We start from the raw sequence: 4,491 nt of genomic DNA on the forward strand, positions 1-4,491 counted from the left end.
GGCCAGCCTCGCGAAACCTCGCCCCGCCACACCGTTTTCCACCCGCCCAGCCGATCAAGCCCCCGGAAACGCGGCAGGGCCCCGACCTCACCCGAGGTCGGGGCCCTGCCGCGAAGCAACAAATACCGAGGCTACTTCTTCTTGGCCGCCGAAGTGCGCTTCGCCGGGGCCTTCTTGGCCGCGGCCGTGGTCTTCGCTGCCGCAGTGGTCTTGGCGGCAGGCTTGGCGGCGGCCTTGGCCCGCGTGGTGGTGGCCTTCGGGGCCGCCTTCGCGCGCGTGGTGGTCGCCTTCGCGGCGGTCGCGCGCGTGGTCGCCTTGGCCGCGGCGGCCTTGGCGGGAGCCTTGGCCGCGGTGGCGCGGGTGCGCGTGGCAGCGGGCTTCGCCGCCGTGGCACGGGTGCTGCGCGTGGCGGTCGTCGACGCGGCGCGGGTGGTCGTGGCGCGCGCGGTGGTGCCGGTGGCCCGCTTCGCCGCCGTGGCCTTCGGCAGCTTCTTCGAACCCGAAATGACGTCCTTGAACGTGGTGCCCGCGCGGAACGCCGGAACGTTCGTCTTCTTCACTCGCACGGTTTCGCCGGTGCGCGGGTTCCGCGCGGTGCGGGCGGCACGAGCGCGCTTCTCGAACACCCCGAAGCCGGTGATGTTCACCTTCTCGCCCTTGTTGACCGTCCGGATGATGATGTCGACGAGACCGTCGACGGCCTCCGAAGCAACCTTTTTGTCGCCCAGGCGCTCCGACAGCGCCTCGATCAGCTGGGCCTTGTTGGCCATTCCAGTCCCTCCAAGAAGAACTCTTCGTCCACGGCCAGGTAGGCCGACTAACGCACACGGTATTACCAAGACAGCACAAATTCCAAACGGCACGCGAAATTTTCCCTTGCGGCGGGAACGGTTCCGCCCTCCCGAAGGACCCGATTCCGGTCCGGGGAGGCTCCGTTTGGCGTGGGCGAAGACGGGGTCCGCCGGGACCGGATTCCCTTTCCGAGCAGGGAATCCGCGCCCCGGCGGCGCAGGTCAGGAGGTCGCGGCGGGAAGCGTCGCGGGCTTCCAGGAAGGCCGCTGGGACTCGAACGAGTCGATGTCCCCCGCGTGGCGCAGAGTCAGCGCGATGTCGTCGAGTCCTTCGAGCAGCCGCCAGCGGACGTAGTCGTCGATCTGGAACGGCGCGGTGAAGTCCTTGGCCCGCACGGTCTTGGCTTCGAGGTCGACCGACACCTCGGTGCCGGGCTCGTTCTCCAGCAGCTTCCAGAGCAGTTCGACGTCCGACTGCTCGCACTGCGCGGCGACGAGGCCGCCCTTCCCGGAGTTGCCGCGGAAGATGTCGGCGAAACGGGACGAGACGACGACGCGGAAGCCGTAGTCCATCAACGCCCACACGGCGTGCTCGCGCGACGAACCGGTGCCGAAGTCCGGTCCGGCGACGAGCACCGAGCCGCTGGAGAACGGTTCCTGATTGAGGATGAAGTCGTCCTGCCCGCGCCAGGCGGCGAACAGCCCGTCCTCGAATCCGGTGCGGGTCACGCGCTTGAGGTAGACGGCCGGGATGATCTGGTCAGTGTCCACGTTGGACCTGCGCAGCGGGACCCCGATCCCGGTGTGCTGGGTGAACGGTTCCATGGTGGGAGCTCCTCTCGGGGAAGTCAGGCGGGCAGGTCGGCGGGCGAGGACAGCGTTCCGCGCACGGCGGTGGCGGCGGCCACGAGCGGCGAGACGAGGTGCGTGCGCCCGCCCTTGCCCTGGCGGCCTTCGAAGTTGCGGTTGGAGGTGGACGCGCTGCGCTCGCCGGGGGCGAGCTGGTCCGGGTTCATCCCGAGACACATGGAGCAACCGGCCTGCCGCCATTCGGCTCCCGCCTCGGAGAAGATCTTGTCCAGCCCCTCCTCCTCGGCGGCCTTGCGCACCCGCATCGAACCGGGCACCACGAGCATCCGGACCGAATCGGCCACCTTCCGCCCGCGCAGCACCTCCGCCGCGGCGCGCAGGTCCTCGATCCGGCCGTTGGTGCAGGAGCCGAGGAAGACCGTGTCCACCGAGATCTCGCGCAGCGGGGTGCCCGGCTCCAGATCCATATAGGACAGGGCCTTCTCGGCGGCGAAGCGCGCGTTCTCGTCGGCGATCGCGGCCGGGTCCGGCACCGAATCGCCCAGCGGCAGACCCTGTCCGGGGTTAGTGCCCCATGTCACGAACGGCGTCAGCTGGTCCGCGTCGAGGTGGACCTCTGCGTCGAATTCCGCGCCCTCGTCGGTGCGCAATTCACGCCAGGCTGCAACAGCGGCGTCCCAGTCCTCGCCCTTCGGCGCGTGCGGACGGCCCTTGAGGTAGGCGAAGGTCGTTTCGTCCGGCGCGATCATGCCGGCGCGCGCGCCCGCCTCGATCGACATGTTGCAGATCGTCATCCGGGCTTCCATCGACAGGTCTTCGATGGCCTTGCCGCGGTACTCGAGGACGTAGCCCTGTCCGCCGCCGGTGCCGATTTTGGCGATCACCGCGAGGATCACGTCCTTCGCGGTGACGCCCGGCTGCAGCGTGCCGTCCACGTTGATCGCCATCGTCTTGAACGGCCGCAGCGGCAGCGTCTGGGTGGCGAGCACGTGCTCGACCTCGGAAGTGCCGATGCCGAACGCCATCGCGCCGAACGCGCCGTGCGTCGAGGTGTGACTGTCGCCGCACACCACGGTGGTGCCGGGCTGGGTCAGCCCGAGCTGCGGTCCGATCACGTGCACGATGCCCTGTTCGGCGTCGCCCATCGGGTGCAGCCGGACGCCGAACTCCTTGCAGTTGCGGCGAAGCGTGTCGACCTGGGTGCGCGACACCGGGTCGGCGATCGGGAGGTCGATGTCCACCGTGGGGACGTTGTGGTCCTCGGTGGCGATGGTGAGGTCGGGGCGGCGCACCGGCCGCCCGGCCAGCCGCAGTCCGTCGAACGCCTGCGGGCTGGTCACTTCGTGCACCAGGTGGAGGTCGATGTAGAGCAGATCCGGTTCGGCGCCTTCGCCTCGGCGCACGAGGTGGCTGTCCCACACCTTCTCCGCCAGCGTACGAGCCTTGCCGGTGGGGCTGGTCATCTCCGGCTCCTTCCACGGGATCGGCCGGGAGCACGGAACCCGGACAGTGCCGGTGAGGAGGGGGCAGCCGCGGCTGTCCGCGGCCCCGGGTTTCGTTTTTCCCAGATTCTGGACTTCCCACAGTGCGGGAAGATAGTATCGCGTCGTGGGACAGCATAGCGGTATCGGAGTACTGGACAAAGCCGTGGCCGTGCTGCAGGCCGTCGCCGAGGACCCGTGCGGGCTGGCGGAACTCTGCACGCGCACCGGGCTTCCTCGCGCGACCGCGCACCGGCTCGCGGTCGGGCTCGAAGTGCATCGCCTGCTGCGGCGAGGGCCGGACGGGCGCTGGCGGCCGGGCACCGCGCTCGCCGAACTCGCGGGCGGATCGACCGACCCGTTGCTCGACGCGGCGAGTTCGGTGCTGCCGAAGCTTCGGGACATCACCGGCGAAAGCGTTCAGCTTTACCGGCGCGACGGCGTGCAGCGCGTGTGCGTTTCGACGGCGGAACCGCCGAGCGGTTTGCGCGACACGGTTCCGATCGGTTCGCGGCTGCCGATGACGGCGGGCTCGGGCGCGAAGGTCCTTGCCGCGTGGTCGGATCCGCACACGCAACGGACGATCCTCGCCGACGCGGTTTACGGCGAACGCACTTTGCTCGAAGTGCGCCGCCGCGGCTGGGCGCAAAGCGTCGCCGAACGCGAACCGGGCGTCGCGAGCGTTTCGGCCCCGGTGCGCGATTCCTCCGGCACAGTCGTCGCCGCGGTGTCGGTCTCCGGACCGATAGAACGCATAGGGCGCAAGCCCGGCGCCCGATGGGCGGCGGATCTCCTTGCCGCCGCGGACGCGCTCCAGGAACGCCTCTGACCGCCCGCTCCCACCACGCCTCAACCTCAGGCCGCCTCTCCGCCGCACCGGCGGGAGGCGGCCTTTTACGTACCCACGATCCTCACCCGACGCGGCATACGGCGAACGCACTCTGCCCAAAGCGCACCGCGGCTCGGCGCCAGAGACCGCGAACGTTCCCGCCCCGGTGCGCGATCCCTCCCGCACAGTCGCCGGGCCGGTCTCCGGACCGAGCGAACGCATCAGCCCCAAACCCGGCACACGATCAGCCGCCGACTCCCCGCCGCCGACGACACACGCCAAGAACTCCTCTGCCGCCAGGCCCCGAGCCGCCTCCCCCGTGGGAGACGGCCTTTTACGCACCGACAACCCTCCCCGACGCAGCACACGGCGAACGCACTCCGCTCGAAACACACCGCGGCTCGACCCCAAAGCACCACCGAACCCGGCACCGCGAACCTTTCCGCCCCCGTACGCGATTCCCCGACACAGTCACCGCCGCAGCCTTGGCCCCCGGACCCGATCGAACGCATCGACCCCAAACCCGGCACACGATCAGCAGCCGCCCGCCTCACCGCCGACCCGCTCGAGGACCTCAAAC

The 4,491-nt window shown here is 70.0% G+C and carries 4 protein-coding genes; 1 reads left to right on the forward strand and 3 read right to left on the reverse strand.

The window, feature by feature from the left end:
- Window positions 1–131 precede the first annotated feature (131 nt).
- The 3 genes from D0D37_RS46035 to leuC form a co-directional block, all read right to left on the reverse strand.
- Window positions 132–770 (reverse strand): HU family DNA-binding protein, encoded by a 639-nt coding sequence (locus D0D37_RS46035; protein ID WP_116206858.1) that lies wholly within the window; start codon window positions 768–770, stop codon window positions 132–134.
- A gap of 243 nt (window positions 771–1,013) precedes the next feature.
- The gene (leuD, locus tag D0D37_RS46040) at window positions 1,014–1,616 is read right to left on the reverse strand and encodes a 3-isopropylmalate dehydratase small subunit (protein WP_116206859.1); all 603 of its coding nucleotides are present in this window, start codon (window positions 1,614–1,616) and stop codon (window positions 1,014–1,016) included.
- Window positions 1,617–1,639: 23 nt separating this feature from the next.
- Entirely contained in the window at window positions 1,640–3,064 is a 1,425-nt protein-coding gene (gene leuC, locus D0D37_RS46045; RefSeq protein WP_116206860.1) for a 3-isopropylmalate dehydratase large subunit, read from the reverse strand.
- 145 nt (window positions 3,065–3,209) lie between these two features.
- Here leuC and D0D37_RS46050 point away from each other — a divergent pair, with 145 nt between their 5' ends.
- Window positions 3,210–3,911, forward strand: coding sequence for an IclR family transcriptional regulator (locus tag D0D37_RS46050; RefSeq protein ID WP_009074079.1), 702 nt, complete (start codon window positions 3,210–3,212; stop codon window positions 3,909–3,911).
- Window positions 3,912–4,491: the final 580 nt, after the last annotated feature.

It is taken from the genome of Amycolatopsis circi (genome assembly GCF_003385235.1).
GTDB lineage: Bacteria > Actinomycetota > Actinomycetes > Mycobacteriales > Pseudonocardiaceae > Amycolatopsis > Amycolatopsis circi.